Annotated in this window: 22 protein-coding genes; 15 read left to right on the top strand and 7 right to left on the bottom strand. The window is 60.4% G+C overall.

The annotated features are described in order from the left end of the window. Positions 1–8 precede the first annotated feature (8 nt). Positions 9–1,325, top strand: a complete 1,317-nt coding sequence (locus tag BLW11_RS06985; protein ID WP_048359381.1) for a bifunctional DedA family/phosphatase PAP2 family protein — start codon at positions 9–11, stop codon at positions 1,323–1,325. Positions 1,326–1,348: 23 nt separating this feature from the next. Here BLW11_RS06985 and BLW11_RS06980 read toward each other — a convergent pair whose 3' ends face one another. The 3 genes from BLW11_RS06980 to BLW11_RS06970 are packed head-to-tail and all read right to left on the bottom strand — an operon-like array spanning position 1,349 to position 3,025. Beyond that, the gene (locus tag BLW11_RS06980; protein ID WP_048359382.1) at positions 1,349–1,939 is read right to left on the bottom strand and encodes an LON peptidase substrate-binding domain-containing protein; all 591 of its coding nucleotides are present in this window, start codon (positions 1,937–1,939) and stop codon (positions 1,349–1,351) included. Positions 1,940–1,949: 10 nt separating this feature from the next. Then, a complete protein-coding gene (locus BLW11_RS06975; RefSeq protein ID WP_048359383.1) occupies positions 1,950–2,666 on the bottom strand; it encodes an LrgB family protein in 717 nt (238 codons plus the stop codon). Further along, on the bottom strand, positions 2,663–3,025 hold the full coding sequence (locus BLW11_RS06970) for a CidA/LrgA family protein (protein WP_048359384.1): 363 nt from the start codon (positions 3,023–3,025) through the stop codon (positions 2,663–2,665). Before BLW11_RS06970 ends, BLW11_RS06975 begins: the two co-directional genes overlap by 4 nt. A gap of 185 nt (positions 3,026–3,210) precedes the next feature. On the opposite strand from BLW11_RS06970, the gene BLW11_RS06965 reads away from it, so the two are divergent. Both BLW11_RS06965 and BLW11_RS06960 read left to right on the top strand, forming a co-directional pair. Then, positions 3,211–4,893 carry a C13 family peptidase gene (locus BLW11_RS06965; RefSeq protein ID WP_048359385.1) on the top strand — a complete coding sequence of 561 codons (1,683 nt, stop codon included), beginning with the start codon at positions 3,211–3,213 and terminating at the stop codon, positions 4,891–4,893. Positions 4,894–4,942: 49 nt separating this feature from the next. Beyond that, positions 4,943–5,584 (top strand): oxidoreductase, encoded by a 642-nt coding sequence (locus BLW11_RS06960; RefSeq protein ID WP_048359386.1) that lies wholly within the window; start codon positions 4,943–4,945, stop codon positions 5,582–5,584. A 15-nt stretch (positions 5,585–5,599) separates the two neighbouring features. Here the strand turns inward: BLW11_RS06960 and BLW11_RS06955 are convergent, their stop codons facing one another. From BLW11_RS06955 to BLW11_RS06940, 4 genes are all read right to left on the bottom strand, one after another. Next, positions 5,600–5,887: a YceK/YidQ family lipoprotein gene (locus tag BLW11_RS06955; protein ID WP_048359387.1), complete on the bottom strand. Its 288-nt coding sequence runs from the start codon at positions 5,885–5,887 to the stop codon at positions 5,600–5,602. Next, a complete protein-coding gene (ubiX, locus tag BLW11_RS06950) occupies positions 5,880–6,509 on the bottom strand; it encodes a flavin prenyltransferase UbiX (RefSeq protein WP_048359388.1) in 630 nt (209 codons plus the stop codon). The genes BLW11_RS06955 and ubiX overlap by 8 nt, the downstream gene beginning before the upstream one ends. After that, positions 6,506–7,855 carry a UDP-N-acetylmuramate:L-alanyl-gamma-D-glutamyl-meso-diaminopimelate ligase gene (gene mpl / locus BLW11_RS06945; protein WP_048359389.1) on the bottom strand — a complete coding sequence of 450 codons (1,350 nt, stop codon included), beginning with the start codon at positions 7,853–7,855 and terminating at the stop codon, positions 6,506–6,508. Before mpl ends, ubiX begins: the two co-directional genes overlap by 4 nt. 128 nt (positions 7,856–7,983) lie before the next feature. Continuing rightward, on the bottom strand, positions 7,984–9,870 hold the full coding sequence (locus BLW11_RS06940) for a sigma-54-dependent Fis family transcriptional regulator (RefSeq protein ID WP_048359390.1): 1,887 nt from the start codon (positions 9,868–9,870) through the stop codon (positions 7,984–7,986). 344 nt (positions 9,871–10,214) lie between these two features. On the opposite strand from BLW11_RS06940, the gene exaC reads away from it, so the two are divergent. The 12 genes from exaC (at position 10,215) to dxs (ending at position 24,475) form a co-directional block, all read left to right on the top strand. Continuing rightward, complete coding sequence (gene exaC, locus BLW11_RS06935) at positions 10,215–11,735, top strand: acetaldehyde dehydrogenase ExaC (protein WP_019824248.1); 1,521 nt, start codon at positions 10,215–10,217, stop codon at positions 11,733–11,735. Between the two features lie 135 nt (positions 11,736–11,870). Further along, entirely contained in the window at positions 11,871–13,316 is a 1,446-nt protein-coding gene (gene eat, locus BLW11_RS06930; RefSeq protein WP_048359391.1) for an ethanolamine permease, read from the top strand. A 52-nt stretch (positions 13,317–13,368) separates the two neighbouring features. Next, positions 13,369–14,769, top strand: coding sequence for an ethanolamine ammonia-lyase subunit EutB (locus tag BLW11_RS06925; RefSeq protein WP_048359392.1), 1,401 nt, complete (start codon positions 13,369–13,371; stop codon positions 14,767–14,769). A 2-nt stretch (positions 14,770–14,771) separates the two neighbouring features. Continuing rightward, the gene (gene eutC / locus BLW11_RS06920; RefSeq protein WP_048359393.1) at positions 14,772–15,581 is read left to right on the top strand and encodes an ethanolamine ammonia-lyase subunit EutC; all 810 of its coding nucleotides are present in this window, start codon (positions 14,772–14,774) and stop codon (positions 15,579–15,581) included. A gap of 284 nt (positions 15,582–15,865) precedes the next feature. Next, entirely contained in the window at positions 15,866–16,519 is a 654-nt protein-coding gene (locus tag BLW11_RS06915; RefSeq protein ID WP_048359394.1) for a DedA family protein, read from the top strand. A gap of 16 nt (positions 16,520–16,535) precedes the next feature. Further along, positions 16,536–17,348, top strand: coding sequence for a M90 family metallopeptidase (locus tag BLW11_RS06910; protein WP_048359395.1), 813 nt, complete (start codon positions 16,536–16,538; stop codon positions 17,346–17,348). Between the two features lie 101 nt (positions 17,349–17,449). Then, a complete protein-coding gene (ppa, locus tag BLW11_RS06905) occupies positions 17,450–17,977 on the top strand; it encodes an inorganic diphosphatase (RefSeq protein ID WP_003444254.1) in 528 nt (175 codons plus the stop codon). A 222-nt stretch (positions 17,978–18,199) separates the two neighbouring features. Beyond that, entirely contained in the window at positions 18,200–18,937 is a 738-nt protein-coding gene (locus BLW11_RS06900; RefSeq protein ID WP_048359396.1) for a LexA family transcriptional regulator, read from the top strand. A gap of 425 nt (positions 18,938–19,362) precedes the next feature. After that, positions 19,363–21,168 (top strand): DNA recombination protein RmuC, encoded by a 1,806-nt coding sequence (locus tag BLW11_RS06895; RefSeq protein WP_048359397.1) that lies wholly within the window; start codon positions 19,363–19,365, stop codon positions 21,166–21,168. A 149-nt stretch (positions 21,169–21,317) separates the two neighbouring features. Further along, positions 21,318–21,560 (top strand): exodeoxyribonuclease VII small subunit, encoded by a 243-nt coding sequence (locus BLW11_RS06890; protein WP_019824297.1) that lies wholly within the window; start codon positions 21,318–21,320, stop codon positions 21,558–21,560. Further along, positions 21,557–22,444: a (2E,6E)-farnesyl diphosphate synthase gene (ispA, locus tag BLW11_RS06885; RefSeq protein WP_048359398.1), complete on the top strand. Its 888-nt coding sequence runs from the start codon at positions 21,557–21,559 to the stop codon at positions 22,442–22,444. The genes BLW11_RS06890 and ispA overlap by 4 nt, the downstream gene beginning before the upstream one ends. Positions 22,445–22,576: 132 nt before the next feature. After that, the gene (gene dxs, locus BLW11_RS06880) at positions 22,577–24,475 is read left to right on the top strand and encodes a 1-deoxy-D-xylulose-5-phosphate synthase (protein WP_048359399.1); all 1,899 of its coding nucleotides are present in this window, start codon (positions 22,577–22,579) and stop codon (positions 24,473–24,475) included. Positions 24,476–24,565 lie beyond the last annotated feature (90 nt).

Genomic DNA, 24,565 nt, shown 5'->3' with positions numbered 1-24,565 from the left:
ATAGAAACATGGGCCCATGGCTCGATAGCGTAACCGGCTGGTTGACAGCCAACCCGCAATGGCTGGGCCAGGCGGTGTTTATTGTGGCGTGCGTGGAGTGCCTGGCGATTGCCGGGATTATCGTCCCCGGCACTGTGCTGCTGTTTGCAATTGCCGTCATGGCCGGTAGCGGAGCGCTATCACTGGGCGAGACGCTGCTGCTGGGTTTTCTCGGTGGACTGCTGGGTGACATGGTCTCCTACGCCCTGGGCAGACGTTTCCACCAGAATATTCGCCGCCTACCCCTCTTGCGCACACACCCTGAATGGATGAACGGTGCCGAGAGCTACTTCCATCGTTACGGCATCGCCAGCCTGCTGGTCGGCCGCTTTATAGGCCCATTGCGCCCCATGCTGCCGATGGTAGCCGGGATGTGCGACATGCCGTTTCCGCGATTTCTCGCAGTCAGCTTGCTGGCCGGGGCTGGCTGGGCGGTGGCCTACCTGCTGCCGGGCTGGGCAACCGGCGCGGCCATTCGCCTGCCGCTGCCTGAAGGCTTCTGGCCTCAGGCGGCCATCGTTGCCGTTGGCCTGGCGGCCCTGCTGGGTTTGAGCATCAATGCCAGTCTGCGTCGCCAACCCAAAACCACGTTGCTGATCGGCGCGTTGAGCCTGACGCTGTTGCTGGCGGTTTTTATTGGCTACCCGCATATGACGGCCTTCGACGAAGGCATCACGGCCCTGGTGCAGGAGCATCGCAGCAACGTCATGGACAGTGCCGCTGTGCTGGTGACGCAAATCGGCAACTTCCGCACGCAGTTTTTAGCGGCAGCGCTGGTGTGCGTCATCCTGCTGTTTACAAGGCAATGGCGGGCAATGTGGTTCTTTGGCGGGGTCACGCTGTTTACCGCCCTGGCCAATACGGCAACCAAACACTTCTTCGCACGGGTACGGCCCGAAGTACTGGTCGACCCGCTGACCAGTTACAGCATGCCCAGCGGCCACAGCTCTGGCGCGTTTGCGTTTTTTGTTGCGCTGGCGATTCTGGCCGGGCGCAATCAGCCGCAGCGCATGCGCGTCACCTGGATACTGCTGGGGTGCTTGCTGGCCCTCACCGTGGCAATGTCACGGGTGTATCTGGGCGCTCATTGGCCAACCGACATCACGGCAGGCGCCCTGCTCGCCATCACCGTCAACGCATTCGCTTTGGCGCTGAGCCAGCGATTCATGCCGCTGGAGCCGGTCCCGCAGAAAATCTGGTGGCTGATCCTGCCTTCTGTCACCGCGCTATATGGCTTTTTCATGCTTAGCCACTTGCCCAAAGAGCTGATGCGCTACGCCTATTGAGCCGTAGCGCCAGCGCCTTGGGGTCAGTTGAGCGCCTCGCCCTGGATTTCATCGAGCAGCACTTGAATCCCGTCCAGACGCTGCTGCGGGTCATCGACCTGCAGCAGTTCGATCTTGTCTTCTTCGGCAAAGGGCAGCAGGTACGCCAGCTGGTTGGCCAATGACTGTTGCCCCACCACTTCGGTGTTCATGTTCAGGGCGGCAACCATCGGGTGCTCGGCCAGGGCCTTGAGCAGGGCCAGCAGGTCCTGGTCTTCTTCCTGCAGCGGCTGCTCCGGGACCTCATCCAGCCACTCGACTTGCGCAACCAGCAACTGGTCGCGTTGCAACTCGGTGCTCAGCACTTCAAAGCGGCGCCCGCCTTCTACCCGAATCCCCAGCAGCCCGTTGTCCTGGCGCTGAAAGTCGCGAATCAATGCTTCACAGCCGACCCGGGCGATATCTTGCGGCGCATGACCCACTTCGCTGCCGTCCAGAATGCACACCACGCCAAAACCGGCCCCCTGCTTCATGCAGCGGGCGATCATGTCCAGATAACGCGCTTCAAAGACCTGCAGATCCAGCACACAACCCGGGAACAGCACCGTGCTCAAAGGAAACAACGCCAACGTCATATAGTCACCCTTACGCCACGAGGGTCACGGCCAACGGCAAGAATACTGCCGTAGCGACCCCCATTAGACTCATCGCCAACGCCGCAAAGGCGCCGCACTCTTCACTCTCTTGCAGCGCCACCGAAGTGCCTACCGCATGCGCCGTCATCCCCAGAGCCATCCCGCGGGCCTCCGGGCTGTGAACCCCCAAAAGCCGCAGCAGGCCCGGCCCGCAAATGGCGCCGATCACCCCGGTAATCAACACGAATACCGCCGCCAGTGCTGCCACACCCCCAATCTGCTCGGCCACCAGCATGGCAATCGGCGAGGTGACGGATTTGGGTGCCAGGGTCATCAGCATCATGTGCTCTGCCCCAAACCACCACGCCAGGCCCACGACCAGCGCGGTGGCAAACACTCCGCCTACCACCAGCGTAGTAAAAATAGGCCAGAACAACTGGCGGATTCGCCGCAGGTTAAGGTACAGCGGCACCGCCAGCGCCACCGTCGCGGGCCCCAGCAAAATACTCAGAATGTCCGTACTTTTGCGGTACTCGGCATAGCTCAGGCCGCAGCTGAGCAGCACGCCGATCACCAGCAGCATCGAGGCCAGCACCGGCTGCAGGAAAATCCAGCGGGTTTTCTCGTACGCCGCGAGCACCAGTTGATAAGCGCCCAAAGTGATGCCGATGCCAAACAGCGGGTGGTGGATGACGGATTCCCAGGCGCCTTGCCATTGAAGACTCATGGCCGCTCCTCGGGGTGACTGTGACGCTTGAGCAGGCGCTGCATCAACACGCCGACGAACGCCATCGAGATCAACAGCGACAACACCAGCGCCCCTGCAATGGCCCAAAAGTCAGCCGCAATATCCGCGGCATACACCATCACCCCCACAGCGGGCGGTACCAGCAGCAAGGGCAGATAACGCAGCAGGCTGCTGGCGGCCAGGCTCAATGGCTCGCTGACCTGGCCACGCACCATCAAAAAGCCCAACAGCAGCAACAATCCAATAATGGGCCCGGGCAGCACGGGGACAAGCAAGTGATTGAGGGCGGTGCCAAGCAATTGAAACAGCACCAGCCAAGTCAGGCCGCGTAACAACATCTCACCTCTCCAGCGAATATTTTTGTGCCGCATTATAAGCACGTCCCACCCCCCACCGGCATTGCCAAACCTGGCGAGGCCCGGCTCGCACCTCACATTGAATAAGTACCCATGTTTCATCCGGCCCCTATAGACAGCCTCTACTGCTACGGCATACTCGATGGCCAAATTATCCGGATCCCGTTATGCGCCCACTTGCCCCCCTTGCTTTGACCCTGCTGCTGACGGCCTGCGGTGACGGTGAATCACTGTTGCCACCCGACGCACGCCTGCCCGATGGAGGGCGCTACCGGGGCGAAGTGGTCAATGGGTTGCTGCAAGGCCAGGGCCGTATCGACTACCCCAACGGCAGCTGGTACGCCGGTGATTTCAAAAATGGACTGTGGCACGGCCAGGGCGAATGGCACGCCAGCAATGGCGATGTCTATCGCGGAGGGTTCGAGCAAGGCCTGTATAGCGGCCAGGGCAGCCTGACCACCCACGACAGCACCTATGTCGGGGGTTTCAAGCAGGGTCGACGTGAAGGCGAAGGCACGCTCAAAGAAGGCGGCATGAGCTATCGCGGCGAGTTCAAGGATGACCAGTTCTCGGGCAACGGCCATCTGGAGCTGGAAGACGGCAGCCAGTACCAAGGCCAGTTTGCCCACGGCAAGCCCAATGGTGAAGGCAAGCGCAGCGATGCCAGCGGCAATGAGTTCAGCGGCCAGTTCGTCAATGGCGAGCTGGAAGGCAACGGCATCTTCAACAGTGCCGACGGCGACCAGTACGAAGGTGCGTTCAAGCACAACCAGCTGAACGGCAAGGGCCGCTACGAGAATGCCGACGGCGATGTCTGGATAGGCGAGTTCAAGGACGGCGCATTAACCGGCAAGGGCGAGCTGATCGGCATCGACGGCAGCCACTACCGTGGCATGTTCAACGAGTGGCGCTTCAATGGCCCCGGGCATTTGAGCCTCGCCGATGGCAGCACCTATGTCGGCGATTTTGCCGCCGACACCTATCACGGCCACGGCACACTGACCCTGGCCGATGGCACCGTCCAAAGCGGTTTTTGGCAAAACGGGCAACGGGTACGCGACGCCAGTGGTGCTTTATTGCCCGACCCGCTGGAACTGGGGTTGCTCAACCAGGGCACGCTGCTCAACGAGGCACTGGCGGGCATCGCCCCGTCCACACCGGCCATCGAACTGTACAGCCTGGTGCTGGCAGGCGACGGCAAGCAGAGCGTCTTCAAGCGCGAAGCCGATTACGTCAACCACATGCTCGCCAGCCGCTTTGGTAGCCACGGCCAGATCACGCTGGTGAACCACCGCGACCATCTGCTGGATCGCCCCATGGCAACCCGCGAGAACCTGCACCGTGCGGCCATTGCCCTGGCCGAACGTACCGGCCCTGAAGACCTGGTGTTCATTTACCTCACCAGCCACGGCACCCAGGAGCACGAACTCGTGCTGGACCAGCCCCGGCTGGAGCTGGCAGACCTGCCTGCCGACGAACTGGCCGCCGCCCTGGCACCGCTGAAGAACCGCGACAAGATCATCGTCATTTCGTCCTGCTACTCAGGCGGCTTCATCCCGGCACTCAAGGATGAAAAGACCCTGATCATGACCGCATCCAGCGCTGACAAGGTGTCTTTTGGCTGCTCCGAAGAAGCCGACTTCACCTACTTCGGCAATGCCTTGTTCGCCCAGGCGCTGAACCAGACCGACGACCTGCAGAAAGCCTTCAAGCTGGCCAGGCAGTACGTCGCCGAGCGCGAGCAGGCTGACGGCTACGATCCTTCAGAACCGCAAATCTGGGCGCCCAAAGGCGTTCTGGCCCACTGGCAACGTTTACGTCAGCAACAAGCAAAACAGGCTTTGCAGTAAGCAAATAAGTCTGGAATGACTAAGCTGAGTGTATCTGGGGAGAAACACTATGCACTTGACGCCTTCACACATCCTGCTTGCCGGAGCCACTGGCCTTACCGGTGAGCTGCTGCTCGACCGCTTGCTCAATGAGCCGACCATCACCCGAGTTCTTGCCCCTTCGCGCAAGCCTTTGGCTGAGCATCCTCATCTGGAAAACCCGGTGGGCGACCCTGCCGTGTTCCTGCCCCAGCTCAGTGGCCGGGTCGATGTGGCCTTCTGCTGTCTGGGTACGACGATCAAGCAGGCGGGCTCGGAAGCGGCATTCCGTGCAGTCGACCATGACATGGTGGTGGCTTTCGCCAAACGCGCACGGGAAATGGGCGCCCGGCACCTGATTGTGCTCAGTGCCATTGGCGCCGACCTCAAATCCTCGGTGTTCTATAACCGGGTCAAAGGCGAAATGGAGCAATCGGTGCGCGCCCAGAACTGGCCGCAACTGACCATCGCCCGCCCTTCGCTGCTGCTCGGCGACCGCGTTGAACCGCGGCTGGCCGAACAAATCGCGGGGCCGCTGTCCAAATTGATTCCGGGTAAATACCACGGCATCGAAGCCTGCCAACTGGCTCGGGCCCTCTGGCGTCTGGCGCTGGAAGAACAGGACGGCGTGCGGGTGATTGAATCGGATGAGTTGCGCAAGCTGGGCAAGTAAAAACCCGGCTGTCAGCTACAAGCCGCCACTGGCCTGAAACCCTACGCCGAGCACGGTCAGCACTGACAGCGGCAACAACACCGTATCGAGCAACGCGCTGGCGGGCAGGTCAAGGCCGGGGTAGCGAGGCGCATCTGCGCCAAACCGGTCCTTGGCGCAACACCCGCCCTGCATGGCATACACATCCAGCCGAGTACCCGAATAGATAATCGGCGCACCCGGCTTGGCGGCGTCCAGCGTGCGAACGCTGGCGCAACCACACACCAGTGCCGCCACCAATAATGCCAGCAGCGCCTTATTCATCGCCGCCCACATGGTGTTCGCCCCAACGCGGGAGCATGTCCTGGGGGATGTTGAGCAGGTTGAGAATGCGCGCCACCACAAAGTCCACCAAGTCATCGATGGTCTGCGGCTGATGATAGAAACCCGGGGACGCGGGCATGATGATCGCCCCCATGTTCGACAACTTGAGCATGTTCTCCAGGTGGATGCTGGAATACGGCGCCTCACGCGGCACCAGGATCAGTTGGCGGCGCTCCTTGAGGGTCACGTCCGCAGCACGCTCCACCAGATTATTGCAGGCGCCGGTGGCAATTGCCGACAGCGTGCCGGTTGAGCAAGGCACCACCACCATCGCGGCCGGAGCTCCGGACCCCGAAGCCACTGGCGACATCCAGTCTTCCTTGCCATATACCCGAATCTGCCCGGCGGCAGCCCCGGTGTATTCCGTCAGAAACGCCTGCATCGCCTGAGGCTTGGCCGGCAGGCTGACGTCAGTTTCAGTTGCCATCACCAGCTGCGCCGCCTTGGAAATCAGGAAGTGCACTTCGCGATCTTCACGTACCAGACAGTCCAGCAGGCGTAACGCGTATTGCATGCCCGATGCGCCGGTCACCGCCAGCGTAATGCGTTCCGGGCCGCTCATTGCAGCGCTTCCGCCAGCTTGCCATGCAGCCCGCCGAAGCCGCCGTTGCTCATGATCACCACGTGAGCGCCTGGGATCGCGTGAGCTTTAACCTCGGCAATGATGGCTTCCAGCGAGTCGCAAACCTTGGTCGGTACAGGGCTTGGCGCCACAGTTGCCGCCAGGTCCCAACCCAGATTGGCCGGTGCGTACCAGACCACGTGATCGGCCTGGACCACGCTTTGCGGCAAGCCGTCACGGTGCGCGCCGAGCTTCATGGAGTTGGAGCGCGGCTCAATAACGGCAATCAGCGGTGCGCCACCGATGCGCTTGCGCAAACCATCAAGGGTGGTCGCAATCGCAGTCGGGTGGTGGGCAAAGTCGTCGTAAATGGTAATACCGTGGACTTCGGCAACTTTCTCCATGCGGCGCTTAACGCTTTTGAAGGCGTTCAGGCCATCAATCGCCAGGCTCGGCACCACGCCTACATGGCGGGCGGCGGCCAGGGTTGCCAGGGCGTTGGCCACGTTGTGCTGGCCTGTCATGTCCCATTCGACGGTACCTTGCACGGCGCCTTCAAACAGCACTTCAAAACGCGAGCCGTCTTCGCTGAGCAAACGGGCTTGCCATTGGCCATCAGCGCCGGTGGTTTGTACCGGGGTCCAGCAGCCCATTTCGATCACTCGCTGCAAGGCGGGTTCGGTGGTCGGATGAATGACCAGGCCTTCACTCGGGATAGTGCGCACCAAGTGGTGGAATTGCCGCTCGATCGCGGGCAAGTCCGGGAAGATGTCAGCGTGATCGAACTCAAGATTATTGAGGATCGCGGTGCGGGGACGGTAATGCACGAATTTCGAACGCTTGTCGAAGAAGGCGCTGTCGTATTCGTCCGCTTCAACCACAAAGAACGGCGTATCGCCCAGACGGGCCGACACTGCAAAGTTTTGCGGCACACCGCCAATCAGGAAACCCGGAGCCATGCCCGCGTGTTCCAGCACCCAGGCCAGCATGCTGCTGGTGGTGGTTTTGCCGTGGGTACCGGCCACGGCCAGCACCCAGCGGCCTTGCAGCACATGGTCGGCCAGCCATTGCGGGCCGGACACATAAGGCAGGCCTTTGTTGAGCACATACTCCACGGCAGGGTTGCCGCGTGACAGGGCGTTGCCGATCACAACCACATCCGGCGCCGGGTCGAGCTGAGACGGGTCGTAACCCTGGGTCAGTTCAATACCCTGAGCTTGCAGCTGAGTGCTCATTGGCGGATAGACGTTAGCGTCGGAACCCGTGACATGATGGCCCAGCTCTTTGGCCAACACCGCCAGCGAACCCATGAAAGTGCCGCAAATACCAAGAATATGAATGTGCATAGTCGACCTCGTAAATCATCGGCGAAGGGTAGCTTAGAGGGCTGTATTTCGCACCTGATGATTAGGGTTGCAGTCTAAAACCCTGACCCTCTCCCGGGGGAGAGGGTTGGTGTGAGGGACTTTGGGCTCTAACGCTCGATCCCATGCTTGCGCAGCTTTCTATAGAGGGTGTTGCGGCTGACGCCCAACTGTTCGGCGGCATGGGTCATGTGCCAGCGGTGCAGTTCCAGCACACCCAACAAAGCCGACCTCTCGGCATCTTCCAGCGGGCGCTCGGAAGGCTCAGGGGATCTGGACGGTGCCAGACGAATGTTGGCGGGCAAGTCGTCGAACTCGATCGACCCGTCTTCACACAGCGCCGCCAGGGTGCGCAGCACATTGCGCAACTGGCGTACGTTACCCGGCCATGTGAAGTCCAGCAGTGCCTGACGCGCCGCAGCGCTGAGCATCACCTGTTGATCGGCGGCTTCTTCGGCCAGTAGGAAATCCAGCAATTGCGACTTGTCCGTTCGCTCACGCAAGGCAGGCAGCCCCACTTCCAGCCCGTTTAGCCGGTAATACAAGTCCTCGCGAAAACTGCCGTCGGCTACCCGTTCCAGCAGGTTGCGGTGCGTGGCGCTGATGATGCGCACGTCAACCGCCAGCGGCTCGCCGCCAATCGGCACCACCAGGCGGTCTTCGAGCACTCTTAACAGACGGGTTTGCAACGCCAGCGGCATGTCGCCGATTTCGTCCAGGAACAAGGTGCCGCCATCGGCCTGTTGCAGCTTGCCCTGCATGCCCTCCTTGCGGGCCCCGGTAAAACTGCCGCCGCGATAACCGAACAGCTCGCTCTCGATCAGGCTCTCCGGAATGGACGCACAGTTGAGTGCCACGAAAGGTTTGCTGCTGCGCAAACTGGCCTGATGCACGGCTTTGGCAAAGGCTTCTTTGCCGGAGCCGGTTTCGCCATTGACCAACAGCGGCACATCGCGTTCAAACACACGCAACGCACGGCGAAAGTCCACCTGCAGGGCCTCGTCCCCCATGCAAATCCCGCTCAGGCGCGGGCGCTGCGGCTCAGGTTGCACGGCGACCGGCGCGGGCACCCGCCGCGGCTGGCCGCGTAATGCAGCAAACAGTCGACGCCCGTCACGGGTGCGTAGTGGCCAAGTAGTACTGGCCTGGGTGCTGGCTCGGGCGAAAAGATCATCACGCGGGCAATCGAAAACGCTGTCGACCAACTGCCCAAGCAAACCGCCGCGCACATGGCCCAGCAGGTTCAGGGCACTCTGGTTGACCGCACAAATGACCCCGTCGCCATCGAACGCCAGCATGCCCTCACTGAACAGGCCGATCGATTGCGCCTGCAGATGAAAGCGCAGCAACCACTGGTTTTCGAAATGCCCCAGAAAGTAGCTGTTCTCGATGATCTTGGCTGAAAGGTTGACCAGCGCCATGGTGTGAAACTGGCTCTGGCGTGAAGTGTCATGGCGCGCCGAAGACACGTCGAGCACCGCCAGCAACTCGCCCTGGGGGTCAAACACCGGGCTGGCCGAGCAGGTCAGCCCGGTATGGCGACCGCGAAAGTGTTCGTCCTGATGAATGGTCAGCGCCTGGCGCTCGACCAGGCAAGTGCCGATGCCGTTGGTGCCCTCGCGGGCTTCGCTCCAGTCCGCCCCCAGCCACAATCCGGCCCGCTCGAACACCTTGCGCTCGGCCGGGGCGGTGACACAGTTGAGGATGACGCCGCGGGCATCGGTCAGCAGCACCGCATGCCCGGCACCGGAGAGCTGCTGATGCAGGCAGTTCATTTCGTGCCCGGCGATTTTCAGCACCTGCTGCAAACGCTCGCGCCCTTCGAGAATACGACCCTGCTCAAGCACGGTCGGGGCGATGGTTTGCGCAGGATCTAAATGGTAGTCCTCCAGGCAGCGTTGCCAGGAGCGAACGATGGACGGGTCACACCCTTGAGGGTGGCCCTGGGTGACATCAATGACTTGCCGTGCGTGACGGCTCAAATCGGTACTGTGCATTTCTTATTGTTCTCCGCTCTGTCGGTGGTCTGGCGCTCGGCAGAGGCAAACCAGCCTCAGCGGCAACACAGATCCTGTCCAAACCGAACGCCCAGCATCCTCTTGCATACAGCCCATTGCAATCGCGAACTGACTCACCGGTCATCGCCCGTATCGCCTTTGACACAAACTGTCACTCCCACTGTGCCAGTACTGCCACAGCCACCCTGCGCCGCCCCCTGTAAAAAACCCTGAAAGCCTCTGTTTACATGGGCTCTGGCAATTTGGCCCAACCCTTGCTCCTGCTTGTGTCAGCGCCACAGCGCGTCCTCCCATAAGCACAATAAAGCCAGGAGACACACACCATGCGTTACGCACAACCCGGTACTGAAGGCTCGATCGTCTCGTTCAAGAGCCGCTACGGTAACTACATCGGCGGCGAATTCGTGGCGCCCGTCAAAGGCCAGTACTTCACCAATACCTCGCCTGTGAACGGCAAAGCCATCGCCGAATTCCCGCGTTCAACCGCAGAAGACATCGACAAAGCCCTCGACGCAGCCCACGCCGCTGCCGACGCCTGGGGCGCGACTTCAGTGCAGGCACGTTCGCTGGTGCTGCTGAAAATAGCTGATCGCATCGAACAGAACCTCGAACTGCTGGCCGTGACCGAAACCTGGGACAACGGCAAAGCCGTCCGCGAAACCCTGAACGCCGACGTACCGCTGGCCGCCGACCACTTCCGTTATTACGCCGGTTGCATCCGCGCCCAGGAAGGCAGCGCTGCCGAAATCGACGGCAACACTGTGGCGTACCACATTCACGAACCGCTGGGCGTGGTCGGGCAGATCATCCCGTGGAACTTCCCGCTGCTGATGGCCGCCTGGAAACTCGCCCCTGCGCTGGCTGCCGGTAACTGCGTGGTGCTCAAGCCCGCCGAACAAACCCCGCTGAGCATCACCGTACTGATGGAGCTGATCGGCGACCTGCTGCCACCTGGCGTCCTCAACGTGGTGCAAGGTTTCGGCAAGGAAGCGGGCGAAGCGCTGGCCACCAGCAAGCGCATTGCCAAAATCGCCTTCACCGGCTCCACGCCAGTGGGCTCGCACATCATGAAATGTGCCGCCGAGAACATCATCCCGTCCACCGTTGAGCTGGGCGGCAAATCGCCGAACATCTTCTTCGAAGACATCATGCAGGCCGAGCCGACCTTTATTGAGAAGGCCGCAGAAGGTCTGGTGCTGGCGTTCTTCAACCAGGGCGAAGTCTGCACCTGCCCGTCCCGCGCACTGATTCAGGAATCGATCTACGACGACTTCATGAAAGTGGTGATGAAGAAAGTTGAGTCGATCAAACGCGGCGACCCGCTGGACACCGACACCATGGTGGGCGCCCAGGCGTCCGAGCAGCAGTTCGACAAGATCCTGTCCTACCTTGAAATCGCCAAGGCTGAAGGCGCCGAGCTGCTGACCGGCGGCCAGGTGGCGAAACTCGAAGGCGACCTGGCAACCGGCTATTACATCCAGCCGACGCTGCTCAAGGGCACCAACAAAATGCGCGTGTTCCAGGAAGAAATCTTTGGCCCGGTGGTCAGCATCACCACCTTCAAGGACGAAGCCGAAGCGCTGGCGATTGCCAACGACACTGAGTTCGGCCTGGGTGCCGGCCTGTGGACCCGCGATATCAACCGCGCCTACCGCATGGGCCGCGCAATCAAGGCCGGTCGCGTCTGGACCAACTGCTACCACCTGTACCCGGCGCACGCCGCGTTCGGTGGCTACAAAAAATCCGGTGTCGGCCGTGAAACCCACAAGATGATGCTCGACCACTACCAACAGACCAAAAACCTGCTGGTGAGCTACGACATCAACCCGCTGGGCTTCTTCTAACCCCGTAACCCAGTGGGAGCGAGCAGGCTCGCTCCCACAACGGGGTATCAACTGCTCTATACCGGGCCCATGGCCCGGCTCTTGCTTTACTCCCTGTCATATTTTCTCAAACTATAAAAGAACAGGTGAATTCTCATGCCTAGCGAACCTACTGCCGCTCCGGCGGCATCCTCTGTCGACTTTGAAAAAGTCGGCTCCGAATATTTCCAACAACGAGAACTGAAAAAAGGCGCAGCCGGCTGGGTCCTGCTGGTGGGCCTGGGCGTTGCCTATGTGATCTCCGGCGACTACGCCGGCTGGAACTTCGGCCTGGCCCAAGGCGGCTGGGGCGGGATGTTTATTGCCACATTGCTGATGGCCACCATGTACTTGTGCATGTGCTTTTCGCTGGCCGAGCTGTCGTCGATGATCCCCACCGCCGGCGGCGGTTATGGCTTTGCCCGCAGCGCTTTCGGGCCCTGGGGCGGCTTTCTGACCGGCACCGCGATCCTGATCGAATACGCCATCGCACCCGCTGCCATTGCCGTATTCATCGGTGCTTATTGCGAGTCGCTATTCGGTATTGGCGGCTGGATGATCTATCTGGCGTTCTACATCATATTTATCGGCATCCACATCTTCGGGGTCGGTGAAGCGCTCAAGCTGATGTTTATCATCACCGCCGTGGCCGCCATTGCACTGGGCGTTTTCTTGGTCTCGATGGTGCCGCACTTCAGTGTCGCCAACCTGTTGGACATCCCGGTGACCGAGGCCAAGGGCGCCAGCGCTTTCCTGCCGTTCGGCTATGTGGGCGTGTGGGCAGCCATCCCCTATGCAATCTGGTTTTTCCTTGCCGTCGAAGGCGTACCACTGGCCGCAGAAGAAACCAAAAACCCCAAACGCGACCTGCCTCGCGGCCTGATCGGTGCCATGTTGGTGCTGGTGACCTTCGCCTTGCTGATTCTGGTGATTGGCCCGGGCGCTGCGGGCGCGCATCACCTGATGGCCTCGGGCAACCCGCTGGTTGAAGCGCTGAGCAAAGCCTACGGCGGCTCGACCTGGATGGGCAGCTTTGTGAATCTGGTGGGCCTGGCCGGGCTGATTGCCAGCTTCTTCTCGATCATTTACGCCTACTCGCGTCAGATCTTCGCCCTGTCCCGCGCAGGCTACTTGCCGCGCAAACTGTCCGAAACCAACAAGAGCAAAGCGCCAGTCCTGGCCTTGATCATTCCCGGCATTATCGGTTTTGGCCTGTCGTTGACCGGGCAAGGCGACTTGCTGATCCTGGTGGCGGTGTTTGGCGCGACCATTTCCTACGTGTTGATGATGGCCGCGCACATCACCTTGCGCATTCGTCGCCCCAAAATGGACCGTCCATATCGCACGCCGGGCGGCATTTTCACTTCAGGCATCGCGTTGGTGCTCGCTTGCGTCGCGGTAGTGGCCGGCTTTTTGGTGGACCCGCGCGTGGTGATTGGCGCGGCCGTGATCTATGCCATATTAATTGCCTACTTTGCGTTCTACAGTCGGCATCACCTGGTGGCCGGTACGCCCGAAGAGGAATTCGCGGCAATCCAACAGGCCGAAAAAGCCTTGCACTAACCGCTGAGAATCCCGCCAGGCGCGCTGCGCCTGGCGTCATGGAGCACCCTGTATGGCAACTTTCTCTCATGCGGTTGGCACCCAGACCTACCGTTTCGACAGCCTCAAAGATGTAATGGCCAAAGCCAGCCCGGCGCGCTCCGGGGACTTTCTGGCCGGCGTGGCCGCACTGAATGACGGTGAGCGTGTCGCAGCACAAATGGCTCTGGCTGACATCCCGCTCGCGTATTTCCTGCAAGAAGTGCTGATCCCTTACGAGTCCGACGAAGTCACCCGGTTGATTATCGACAGCCATGACCCGCAGGCCTTCGCCCCGGTCAGCCACCTGACGGTGGGCGGTTTTCGCGACTGGCTGCTCAGTGACGCGGCCGACGAGCACAGCCTGCGCGCCCTCGCGCCCGGACTGACTCCGGAAATGGCTGCCGCCGTGTCCAAGATCATGCGGGTACAGGACCTGATTCTGGTAGCGCAGAAGATTCGGGTGATTACCCGGTTTCGCGGCACCATGGGCCTGCGTGGACGGCTTTCGACCCGCCTGCAACCCAACCACCCCACCGACGACCCGGCCGGGATTGCCGCGAGCATTCTCGACGGCCTGCTGTACGGCAACGGCGACGCCATGATTGGCATCAATCCGGCCACCGACAGCATCGCCTCGATCTGCGACTTGCTGAACATGCTCGATGCAATCATTCAGCGCTACGAAATCCCGACCCAATCCTGCGTGCTGACCCACGTCACCACCTCAATCGAAGCGATCAACCGCGGCGTTCCGCTGGACCTGGTGTTTCAGTCGATTGCCGGCACCGAAGCGGCCAATGCCAGTTTCGGGATCAATCTGAATGTCTTGCAGGAAGGCTACGAAGCAGGCTTGAGCCTCAACCGCGGCACGCTGGGCAACAACCTGATGTATTTCGAAACCGGCCAGGGCAGCGCGCTGTCGGCCAACGCCCACTTCGGGGTAGACCAGCAAACCTGCGAAACCCGCGCCTACGCCGTAGCACGGCATTTCAAACCGTTTCTGGTCAATACGGTGGTCGGTTTTATCGGCCCCGAGTACCTGTACAACGGCAAGCAGATCATCCGCGCCGGGCTGGAAGACCACTTCTGCGGCAAGCTGCTCGGCGTACCGATGGGTTGCGACATCTGCTACACCAACCACGCCGAAGCCGATCAGGACGACATGGACAACCTGCTGACGCTGCTCGGCGTGGCCGGGATCAACTTCATCATGGGCATCCCGGGGTCGGACGACATCATGCTCAACTACCAGACCACCTCATTTCATGACGCCCTGTATGCGCGCAAAACCCTGGGCCTCAAGCCGGCGCCCGAGTTTGAACAATGGCTGAGCAAGGTGGGTATCTTCACCCAGTCCGATGGCCGGATCGAGTTCGGGCATCAACTGCCGCCCGCGTTTCGCCAGGCACTGGCCCACTTGGGAGGACGTTAAGCATGGCCGACACCCCTACCGACAGCCTCAACCCGTGGCTGGAACTGCGCCGCCTGACCCCTGCACGCATTGCCCTGGGACGCACCGGCACCAGCATGCCGACCCAGGCCCAGCTGGATTTTCAATTCGCCCACGCCCAGGCCCGCGATGCCGTCCACCTGCCCTTCGATCACCCGGGTTTAAGCGCACAGCTGACCGAGCGCGGCCGCGAAAGCCTGTTGCTGCACAGCGCCGCGGTTGACCGTCACAGCTACCTGCAACGCCCCGACCTGGGCCGCAAGCTCAATGAGGCCTCGGCCCAACAACTGCGTGACCACGCGCAGGCCTTCCCGGGGGGCATCGATGTGGCCGTGGTGGTTGCCGATGGCTTGTCCGCGCTGGCCGTTCATCGCCACACCCTGCCCTTTTTGGCACGCATGGAAGAGCACACAGCGGCCGAGGGCTGGTCACTGTCGCCAGTGATACTGGTCGAGCAAGGCCGCGTTGCCGTGGCCGACGAGATCGGCGAACTGCTGGGCGCCCGGATGGTGGTGATGCTGATCGGGGAACGCCCGGGCCTCAGCTCACCGGACAGCCTGGGGCTGTATTTCACCTACGCGCCCAAGGTCGGCCTGACCGACGCCTATCGCAACTGCATCTCCAATGTGCGCCTCGAAGGCCTGAGCTATGGCATGGCCGCCCATCGGCTTGCGTACCTGATGCGCGAAGCCTGCCGTCGGCAATTATCGGGCGTCAATTTGAAAGATGAAGCCCAGGTGCAAACGCTGGACGTGGGTGCCCCCAGCGAAAATTTCTTGCTCAAGGGCGAGTAACGATCAAGCCCCCGTGGGAGCGAGCCGGCTCGCTCCCACAGCTGGAGTATCTTTCTGTGCTTGCGACCCTTGTCGCAGCCTCGCCTCGCTCCTTAGCGGCTACACATTTTGAACAGCTGGAAATTCAATACACGCTTCGCTACAAACTCAATCAGCAGAATTTGTCTCAATCCGTATAATCCGATTCTTTTAAAAAGTACGAAAAAACTACATTCGTTGTAGTTAACTACGTCTCCCTACCCGCACAGACCTGCAGAGCCGGGTCATCAACACAGGTGCTTTACATGGATTTCAACCCGATCGACATTATCCTGCACCTCGATGTGTACCTCGACATGCTGGTAAACAATTACGGGCCATGGATCTACGCCATCCTGTTTCTGGTGATCTTTTGCGAAACCGGCCTGGTGGTCATGCCGTTCTTGCCGGGTGATTCGCTGCTCTTCATCGCTGGTGCCGTAGCTGCAGGCGGCGGCATGGACCCCGTGCTGCTCGGCGGGCTGCTGATGCTTGCCGCGATCATGGGTGACAGTACCAACTATGTCATCGGACGAACGGTGGGCGAAAAACTCTTCAGCAACCCGAACTCGAAGATCTTCCGCCGCGACTACCTGGAAAAAACCCACGACTTCTACGAACGTCATGGCGGTAAAACCGTAACCATGGCGCGCTTCCTGCCGATTTTCCGCACCTTCGCCCCGTTTGTTGCCGGTGTGGCCCGCATGTTCTACCCGCGCTTCTTTATGTTCAGCGTGTTTGGCACGATCCTTTGGGTCGGCGGCCTGGTGACCCTGGGTTACTTCTTCGGCAACGTGCCGTTCATCAAGAAGAACCTGTCGTTGCTGGTGGTGGGCATCATCCTGCTGTCGCTGGTGCCGATGATCATTGGCGTGATCCGCAGCCGCATGGGTCGTACCCCGTCCAAAGCCAAAGCCTGATCGGGACCTGCCCACCATGTGGTCATTAAGTGAATGGCGGCGCCAGCGGATTCTGGCGCAACACCCCGTGGCGCCCGACGTGTGGCATGACGTGCGCCAACGGCTGAGCATTCTCGACGGGCTGGATGACGAGCAGGACAAATGGCTGCGCGACAGCAGTGTATTGTTCCTGCAAGACAAGCATCTGACCCCCATGCCCGGGGTTGAACTGACCGATGAAGGCCGGCTCCTGCTGGCCGCGCAGGCGCAATTACCGCTGCTGAACCTGGGTGACCTGGACTGGTATCAGGGTTTTCACGAAATCGTGCTCTACCCCGATGACTTCATCAGCCCCCAGCGCCATCGCGACTCCAGCGGTGTCGAACACGAGTGGCAAGGCACCCACAGCGGTGAAGCCTGGCAGCATGGCCCGGTGATTCTGGCCTGGCCCGGCGTGCTGTCCAGCGGGGGCTGGGAAGGTTACAACCTGGTGATTCACGAGCTGGCGCACAAGCTGGACATGCTCAATGGCGCTGCCAATGGCATGCCGCCCTTGCACAGCAGCATGCACTTCAAAGACTGGACGCAGGCCATGCAACAGGCCTACGACCATCTCAATCACTACCTCGATCACCACAACCCCGACCACGCGCCGATCGACCCGTATGCGGCCGAAAACCCGGCCGAGTTCTTTGCGGTCACCAGCGAGTATTTTTTCAGCGCGCCAGACTTGCTGAGCCATGCTTACCCGCTGGTCTATCAACAACTCAGCCTGTTCTATCGTCAGGACACGCTGGCCCGCCTGCAAAAGCTGCAAAGCGAACACCCGCAATACCGCGCACAGCACTGATCGGCCAAGGGTGACGTCGTTATAGGAATACGCCTATAATCGCCGCCACTTTTTGGTCAACTCGGCCAAACAAACTGGCCTACTAACGGGGGCACCGCCCAATGAGCTACAGCAAGATTCCGGCTGGCAAAGACCTGCCGAATGACATCTACGTCGCCATCGAGATTCCGGCTAACCACGCGCCGATCAAATATGAAATCGACAAAGACAGCGACTGCCTGTTCGTTGACCGCTTCATGGCTACCCCGATGTTCTACCCGGCCAACTACGGCTTTATCCCGAACACCCTGGCTGACGACGGTGATCCGCTGGACGTGCTGGTTGTAACTCCTTACCCGGTTGCTCCAGGTTCGGTTATCCGTGCTCGTCCGGTTGGCATCCTGCACATGACTGACGACGGCGGCGGCGATGCCAAAGTAGTAGCAGTGCCTCACGACAAGCTGTCCCAGCTGTACGTTGACGTGAAAGAGTACACCGACCTGCCACCCCTGCTGATCCAGCAGATCCAGCACTTCTTCGAGAACTACAAAGATCTCGAAAAAGGCAAATGGGTGAAGATCGAAGGTTGGGGCGATGCTGAAGCTGCCCGCACCGAGATCATGAAGTCGGTTGCTGCCTACAAAGGCTAAGTGATTGCCGGCCTGCGCTTGCCGCCGGCCTCACTCACTCGAAAACCCCGGTTCGCCGGGGTTTTTTTATGCCTGCTTAAACAGCCGGCCACCGCATTCGAAGGCCCGCCCGGCAGACGTAGGAAATGTCTCTGAAAGCCTAGGAACAGTCCCGTTTCACAGTGATTTTTTGAACGCTTAGTTTATTTAAACAGGCCTGGCTTGCCCGTAGACTCTGTATTCATGAATACATCCGGTGATCGTCTGAAAGCACTCCTGCGAGAGTGTCACTTAACTGCTTCGGACTTCGCGGCCAACCGCCGCGTGACGCCGCAGCACGTCAACAACTGGTTCAAGCGAGGCATCCCCATGGCTCGGCTGGACGAAATCGCCGAACTGTTGTGCGTCAACAGCCGCTGGCTGCGCACGGGCGAAGGTGCCAAACATCCGGGCGTTGCGCACCACGAAAATGACACGGCGGCGCAAGCGTCGGAACACCACAGACCTGCAACCCACCCTCTCGACATCGACGTCCCCTTCTACAACGAAGTGCTGTGCCCTGACGGCTCGGGCAAAACCCGTGTGGCGCCCATTCCGGGCTGCAGGGTGCGGCTGAGCAATTCGATCCTGCAGGCCATGGACGTCAGCCTCGACCAGGCCATTTGTGCGCCCATGATTGGCAACAGCATGGCCCAGACGATTCAGGACGGCTCCACCGTTGCCATCGACTGCAGCCTGACCCAAATCGTCGACGGTGAAATCTACGCCCTCGAACAAGACGGCATGCTGCGCATCAAATACATCTACCGCCTGCCCGACAACGGCCTGCGCTTGCGCAGCCAAAACCCGCGGGAATACCCGGACGAACGACTCAACGCCGCAGAAGTACAGGCGCAGCAGATACGGATTATGGGCTGGGTTTTCTGGTGGTCCACGCTTAACCACCGACGGCCGCCAGTGCCTGACAAGCTGGACGAGTAGCGCCTGGTGAACACAGTGGGGCAACGTAAAGACCTGTTTTGACTGGGAAACGGCATTAAATCGCAGTATGATTTGCGCCACTCACGCATCCCGCCCTGCTTTACGCGGGTGCAGATGCACGACACAGCGGCAATAAGCCGCCACGTCCCACACCCAGACGCCTGGCGCTGGATGTCCAATTTGAAGGCGAGTACGGCTTACCAAAAATAAGCCAAACCCGCCCCCGAGAAGCCGGCCACAAGCCGGCTTTTTAATGCCTGAAATAAACCTGTTCCGTCCTGAAACCTTACTGCTCGCTTTCATCTGGCAGCCCGCCGCAGGGAGATGGCCTTTAGCTCACGCCTCAGACTGCATTTGGCAGTTCTCTCCACTCCCGCAACATGCCATCCTTTTGTCATTAACCCCGGCGATAAAAGGACGTACCCATGGCACCGCAGTACCTCACCCCTGCCCTGATCGGGTTATTCAGTTTGCTGTTTTTGGGTATCGGTTTCTGGATCAGTGGCCGTATCGCAGCTGGCAAGCTGGCCCAGCAGTTCAGTGAGTTGCAGGCCGATCATCAGGCTGAGCATCAGCAGCTGTTGAGTGAAGTCGCACTTGCCCGTCAGCGCGAGCAGCAGATGCGGCTTGAGCAGTCTGAATATCAACAAGAGTTGAAAGCGGCCAGTGAGACACTGGCTGACCATAGAGAGGCCGAAAAGCAACTGAGTATTCAGCTCGGCGAACTCAAGTCTTCGCTGGACGCCGAGAAGCAGCGCACGCTCGATAAGGCGCAGCAACTGGCCGACGCCATTGACCTCCTGGAGAGGCGCGGCGTGGAAACAAATCACCTGCGCTTACAGCTCGGCGAGTTAAAGCAAGAGCTTGGGCAAGGCCAGGAACAAACACGCCAGCTGGATGAGTTGAAACAAGTACTGAGCCAACAACAGGCGCGCTTTGAGGCGGCTCAAGTGCAGTTGCAAAAGCAGGGCGAGCAATTGGGCCAGGCGGCCGAGCAAAAGGAGCAACTGGACTCGCTGCGCAACACGTTGGCGCAACGGGACAAGGAGCTGAGCCAAACGCGAGATGAGCTCAGCATTGCGAAGCAGGGCCTTGCCGAAATCAATATGCGTCACCAGCGCGATCAGCACTCCGCCACCGAGAAACTGCAGTTGCTGGAAGACAACAAGGCGCAACTCAAGCAAGAGTTCCAGAACCTTGCCAATCAGATTTTCGACAGCAAACAGCAGAGTTTCTCCGAGCAAAGCCGCCAGGGCCTGGACACACTGCTCAAGCCGTTCAAAGACCAGCTCGAATCATTCCGTCAGCGCGTGGATCAGGTTCATACCGATACCGTGCAGGGCCAGAGCGCGATGAAAAGCGAACTGGGCAAGCTGATGGAGCTGAACGTGCAGATCACCACCGAAGCATCGAACCTGACCAAAGCACTCAAGGGCGACAAAAAGCTTCAAGGCACCTGGGGCGAGCAAAAGGTCGAGATGCTGCTTGAGCAGGCCGGGCTGCGCAAAGGCTTCGAGTACCACCGCGAAGCGAATTTCAAGGACGACAATGCTGGCAACAACCGGCCCGACTTCGTCATTAACTTGCCTGAAGGCAAGCACATCATCATTGATAGCAAAATGTCGCTGGTGGCTTACACCGAGTACGTCGCTGCTGAAACCGATGAAGAGCGCACCAAGGCGCTGACCGCCCACGTTCTGGCGTTGAAGAATCACATCAACGGGCTGTCTGACAAGAAGTACACCGACCTGAACGGCATCAACTCACCCGACTTTGTGTTTTTGTTCATGCCGGTCGAGCCTGCGTACCTGGTCGCTGCCGAGCACAGCCCCGGGGTGTTCCAGGCAGCCTATGAGAAACGGATTGCGATCATCACTTCGACCACTCTGCTGCCTGTGCTGAGGGTGGTATCGAACCTGTGGAGCATCCAGCGCCAAAACAGCAGCACCCTGCAACTGGCCACAATGGCGAGCAAGGTCTACGACAAGCTGCGGGTTTTCGTCGACAAAATGGACAAGCTCGGCAACCAGATCGCAACCGTGCAAAAAAGCTACACCGACAGCGTCAACACGCTCAAAGGCGATCACGGCAGTCTGACCAAGACTGTGGACAAGTTTGTGGCATTGGGGGTGACGGTCTCCAAGCGTCTACCCGCGTCTGCGGTGGGTGACGACGAAGAGATCGACAACGAGTTGCCCGCACTGCAGGAAGAAGGTGTGGCCACTACTTGATGGCACTGGTGAGCGACAGCCCTTGTCGCTCACCGTTGATCGATGGCATTACAGCGCAGATTCATCGCCTGCAACCCACCCCCCGATTTGCCCCAAAACCCGCGGTCTGCTAGTGTCAGCCGGTTTTAACGCCTACCGAGAACGCCGCCATGGCCCGCAAAAAAGCTTCCCCGGATTTCGAACAGTCACTCGCTGACCTGCAAACACTGGTCGAGCGTCTGGAAAATGGCGAGCTGTCGCTGGAAGACTCTCTGACTGCCTTTGAACAAGGCATACGCCTGACCCGTGATTGCCAGGGCGCACTGGCCCAGGCTGAGCAAAAAGTGCAGATCCTGCTTGAGCGTGACGGTGAACTGGCACAAGAGCCTTTTGATGCGGAACAGTCCGAATGATTGATGCTTACCAGATCAGCAGCCAGGCCCTGGTCAACGCGGCGCTTGAGCGCTTGTTTGTAGCCCCGGCACCCGAGTTGGCCCGCCTCTACGAGGCCATGCGCTACAGCGTAATGAATGGCGGCAAACGCGTGCGCCCGTTGCTGGCCTATGCCGCCTGCGAAGCCCTGGGCAGCGCGCCCGAGCAGGCCAATGGTGCCGCCTGCGCCGTGGAGCTGATCCACGCTTATTCGCTGGTGCATGATGATTTGCCCGCGATGGACGATGACGATCTGCGCCGCGGCCTGCCGACCACCCATAAAGCGTTCGACGAAGCCTGCGCCATTCTGGCCGGCGACGGGCTGCAAAGCCTGGCGTTCAGCGCCCTGCTCGACCCGCAACTCAACACCCTGGACGCTGAAACACGCTTGCGCATGGTCACCGCGCTCGCACAGGCTGCAGGCCCGGCGGGCATGGTTGGCGGGCAAGCCATCGATCTGGGCTCTGTGGGTCTGAAACTCGACCAGGCCGCCCTGGAAAACATGCACCGGCACAAGACCGGAGCCCTGATAGAAGCCAGCGTGCGATTGGGCGCCCTGGCCAGCGGTAATGCCACTGCCGACAACCTGCAGGCATTGCACGTCTACGCGCGGGCCGTTGGCCTGGCGTTTCAGGTACAGGACGACATCCTCGATGTAGAGAGCGATACCGCCACCCTGGGCAAACGCCAAGGGGCCGATATCGCTCGGGACAAGCCGACCTACCCGGCACTGATGGGGCTGGAGCACGCCAAAAGCTATGCCCTGGAACTGCGCGATCAGGCACTCAATGCACTGCGACATTTTGATGCAGCTGCCGAACCCTTGCGTGAACTGGCTCGGTATATCGTGGACCGCCGACACTAATAGTCACAGTAAGTGACTATTTTCTTACGGTTCTAATGCCAAGGTCTGACTAACGAATACCAGACTGCGTGGGCAGCTTACGTTCCATAAGGTAAACTGCCGCCTCTTCTTATACCTATAACGATTCGCCTGATGCCAACGACGTTTCAAGAGATCCCCCGCAACCGTCCGACTACGCCCCTGCTCGACCGGGCTGGCACGCCTGCGGGCCTGCGCCGCCTGGCCGAAGCCGAGCTGGAAACCCTGGCCGATGAGTTGCGCCTGGAATTGCTGTATACCGTCGGCCAGACGGGTGGGCATTTCGGGGCCGGCCTGGGTGTCATTGAGCTGACCATTGCGTTGCACTACGTGTTCGACACCCCGGATGACCGGTTGGTGTGGGATGTGGGTCATCAGGCCTATCCGCACAAGATCCTCACTGGTCGTCGCGATCAAATGGCGTCCTTGCGCCAGAAGGACGGCATTGCCGCATTCCCGCGTCGCGCCGAGAGCGAGTACGACACCTTTGGCGTCGGCCACTCCAGCACCTCGATCAGCGCCGCGCTGGGCATGGCCATTGCCGCCCGCCTGCAAAACAGCGAGCGCAAAGCCATCGCCGTGATCGGTGATGGCGCGCTGACTGCCGGTATGGCCTTCGAAGCCCTGAACCACGCGCCTGAAGTGGATGCCAACATGTTGGTGATCCTTAACGACAACGACATGTCGATCTCGCGCAATGTCGGTGGTTTGTCCAACTACCTGGCCAAGATCCTCTCCAGCCGTACCTACGCCAGCATGCGCGAAGGCAGCAAAAAAGTGCTGTCACGCTTGCCTGGCGCCTGGGAAATTGCCCGCCGTACCGAAGAGTACGCCAAGGGCATGCTCGTACCCGGCACGCTGTTTGAGGAACTGGGCTGGAACTACATCGGTCCTATCGACGGGCACGACCTGCCGACCCTGATCGCGACGCTGCGCAATATGCGCGACCTCAAGGGCCCGCAGTTCCTGCACATCGTCACCAAAAAAGGCAAAGGCTTCGCCCCCGCCGAAGCCGACCCGATCGGCTATCACGCCATCACCAAGCTCGAACCGCTGGGCGCCCCCAAGGCTGCACCAAAAGTGGCGAGCGGGCCGAAGTACTCGGCCGTGTTTGGCGAGTGGCTGTGCGACATGGCAGCTGCCGACGAGCGCCTGGTGGGCATCACCCCGGCCATGAAAGAAGGCTCGGACCTGATCGCCTTCAGCGAACGTTTCCCCAAGCGCTACTTCGACGTGGCGATTGCTGAACAGCACGCGGTGACCTTTGCTGCCGGTATGGCTTGCGAAGGCGCCAAGCCCGTAGTCGCGATTTACTCGACATTCCTGCAGCGCGGTTACGACCAGTTGGTGCATGACGTCGCCGTGCAAAACCTGGACGTGCTGTTCGCCATCGACCGTGCAGGTCTGGTGGGCGAAGACGGCCCGACCCACGCGGGCAGTTTCGACCTGTCGTTCCTGCGTTGCATCCCGGGCATGGTCATCATGACCCCGAGCGACGAGAACGAGCTGCGCAAGATGCTCACCACCGGCCACCTGTACAACGGTCCGGCGGCAGTGCGTTACCCGCGCGGTACTGGCCCGAACGCACCGATCGAGAAAACCCTTGAGCCGCTGGAAATCGGCAAGGGCGTGATTCGTCGCCAGGGCTCGAAAGTCGCCATGCTGGTTTTTGGCGTGCAACTGGCCGAAGCCCTGCAGGTCGCAGAAAAGATCGACGCCACGGTGGTCGACATGCGCTTCGTCAAACCGATGGATGAAGCACTGGTTCGCGAAATGGCCAACAGCCATGAGCTACTGGTGACCATTGAAGAGAACGCCATCATGGGCGGCGCCGGTGCGGGTGTCAGCGAGTTCCTGGCCCGTGAAAACGTGCTCAAGTCGGTGCTGCATCTGGGCTTGCCGGATGTCTACGTCGAACACGCCAAGCCGAGCCAGATGCTTGCCGAGTGCGGGCTGGATGCCGCCGGCATCGAGGCCTCGGTTCGTCAGCGCATGCAATTGCTGGGGCTCTGAGCCAACCTGTACTTGTAGCCGCTGGCGCAGGCTGCGATCGAGCCCGAAGGGGTCGCGCTTTACATGAGCGAAGGTCCTGCTGACCTTATC

This window comes from Pseudomonas deceptionensis, assembly GCF_900106095.1.
In the GTDB taxonomy this organism is placed as follows: domain Bacteria; phylum Pseudomonadota; class Gammaproteobacteria; order Pseudomonadales; family Pseudomonadaceae; genus Aquipseudomonas; species Aquipseudomonas deceptionensis.
Note: the sequence above shows the minus strand (reverse complement) of the source record. Positions and strands in the feature narration are given on the sequence as shown.

What these genes read in the sequence shown, in the direction of transcription:
- BLW11_RS06895 (WP_048359397.1), top strand. Translation starts at nt 19,363, where the DNA reads ATGGCACCGCAGTACCTCACCCCTGCCCTGATCGGGTTATTCAGTTTG.
- BLW11_RS06985 (WP_048359381.1), top strand. Translation starts at nt 9, where the DNA reads ATGGGCCCATGGCTCGATAGCGTAACCGGCTGGTTGACAGCCAACCCG.
- ispA (WP_048359398.1), top strand. Translation starts at nt 21,557, where the DNA reads ATGATTGATGCTTACCAGATCAGCAGCCAGGCCCTGGTCAACGCGGCG.
- BLW11_RS06955 (WP_048359387.1), bottom strand. Translation starts at nt 5,887, where the DNA reads ATGAATAAGGCGCTGCTGGCATTATTGGTGGCGGCACTGGTGTGTGGT.
- BLW11_RS06900 (WP_048359396.1), top strand. Translation starts at nt 18,200, where the DNA reads ATGAATACATCCGGTGATCGTCTGAAAGCACTCCTGCGAGAGTGTCAC.
- dxs (WP_048359399.1), top strand. Translation starts at nt 22,577, where the DNA reads ATGCCAACGACGTTTCAAGAGATCCCCCGCAACCGTCCGACTACGCCC.
- ubiX (WP_048359388.1), bottom strand. Translation starts at nt 6,509, where the DNA reads ATGAGCGGCCCGGAACGCATTACGCTGGCGGTGACCGGCGCATCGGGC.
- BLW11_RS06960 (WP_048359386.1), top strand. Translation starts at nt 4,943, where the DNA reads ATGCACTTGACGCCTTCACACATCCTGCTTGCCGGAGCCACTGGCCTT.
- BLW11_RS06940 (WP_048359390.1), bottom strand. Translation starts at nt 9,870, where the DNA reads ATGCACAGTACCGATTTGAGCCGTCACGCACGGCAAGTCATTGATGTC.
- exaC (WP_019824248.1), top strand. Translation starts at nt 10,215, where the DNA reads ATGCGTTACGCACAACCCGGTACTGAAGGCTCGATCGTCTCGTTCAAG.
- BLW11_RS06915 (WP_048359394.1), top strand. Translation starts at nt 15,866, where the DNA reads ATGGATTTCAACCCGATCGACATTATCCTGCACCTCGATGTGTACCTC.
- ppa (WP_003444254.1), top strand. Translation starts at nt 17,450, where the DNA reads ATGAGCTACAGCAAGATTCCGGCTGGCAAAGACCTGCCGAATGACATC.
- BLW11_RS06910 (WP_048359395.1), top strand. Translation starts at nt 16,536, where the DNA reads ATGTGGTCATTAAGTGAATGGCGGCGCCAGCGGATTCTGGCGCAACAC.
- BLW11_RS06975 (WP_048359383.1), bottom strand. Translation starts at nt 2,666, where the DNA reads ATGAGTCTTCAATGGCAAGGCGCCTGGGAATCCGTCATCCACCACCCG.
- BLW11_RS06925 (WP_048359392.1), top strand. Translation starts at nt 13,369, where the DNA reads ATGGCAACTTTCTCTCATGCGGTTGGCACCCAGACCTACCGTTTCGAC.
- eutC (WP_048359393.1), top strand. Translation starts at nt 14,772, where the DNA reads ATGGCCGACACCCCTACCGACAGCCTCAACCCGTGGCTGGAACTGCGC.
- mpl (WP_048359389.1), bottom strand. Translation starts at nt 7,855, where the DNA reads ATGCACATTCATATTCTTGGTATTTGCGGCACTTTCATGGGTTCGCTG.
- BLW11_RS06965 (WP_048359385.1), top strand. Translation starts at nt 3,211, where the DNA reads ATGCGCCCACTTGCCCCCCTTGCTTTGACCCTGCTGCTGACGGCCTGC.
- BLW11_RS06970 (WP_048359384.1), bottom strand. Translation starts at nt 3,025, where the DNA reads ATGTTGTTACGCGGCCTGACTTGGCTGGTGCTGTTTCAATTGCTTGGC.
- BLW11_RS06890 (WP_019824297.1), top strand. Translation starts at nt 21,318, where the DNA reads ATGGCCCGCAAAAAAGCTTCCCCGGATTTCGAACAGTCACTCGCTGAC.
- eat (WP_048359391.1), top strand. Translation starts at nt 11,871, where the DNA reads ATGCCTAGCGAACCTACTGCCGCTCCGGCGGCATCCTCTGTCGACTTT.
- BLW11_RS06980 (WP_048359382.1), bottom strand. Translation starts at nt 1,939, where the DNA reads ATGACGTTGGCGTTGTTTCCTTTGAGCACGGTGCTGTTCCCGGGTTGT.